The sequence below is a fragment of the Frankia sp. AgPm24 genome (assembly GCF_023243055.1).
Classification (GTDB): domain Bacteria; phylum Actinomycetota; class Actinomycetes; order Frankiales; family Frankiaceae; genus Frankia; species Frankia umida.
The window spans coordinates 1-295 of sequence record NZ_JALKFW010000116.1 but is presented as its reverse complement, the minus strand read 5'-3'; the positions used below and the strand labels follow the sequence as shown (position 1 = coordinate 295).

1 protein-coding gene is annotated in these 295 nt (G+C 68.8%); it reads left to right on the top strand.

Features of this window, described 5'->3' with window-relative positions:
- Positions 1-11: 11 nt before the first annotated feature.
- Positions 12-295: transposase (locus tag MXD61_RS05905; protein ID WP_374628489.1), on the top strand; the 284-nt coding region annotated here is incomplete at its 3' end.

The window sequence follows — 295 nt, the reverse complement described above, 5'->3', positions numbered from 1 at the left end:
TCCGCGCCCTCATGCGCGAGCAGGGCCTGGAACCATGCCAGCCACGCCCCTGGCGGCACACCCTGACCGAACAGGGCGCGGCGCACCGCCGGCTGGGCCGGCCGATCGTCCTGGTCTGGGACAACCTGAACATCCACCGATGTGCGCAGATGCTCGCGTTCATCGCGGCGAACGCGCTGTGGCTGACCGTGATCCGACTGCCGTCGTACAGTCCGGACCTGAACCCGGTGGAAGGCGTCTGGTCGCTGCTGAAACGCGGGGAGATCGCCAACCGGGTCCTGGTCGACGTCGACCA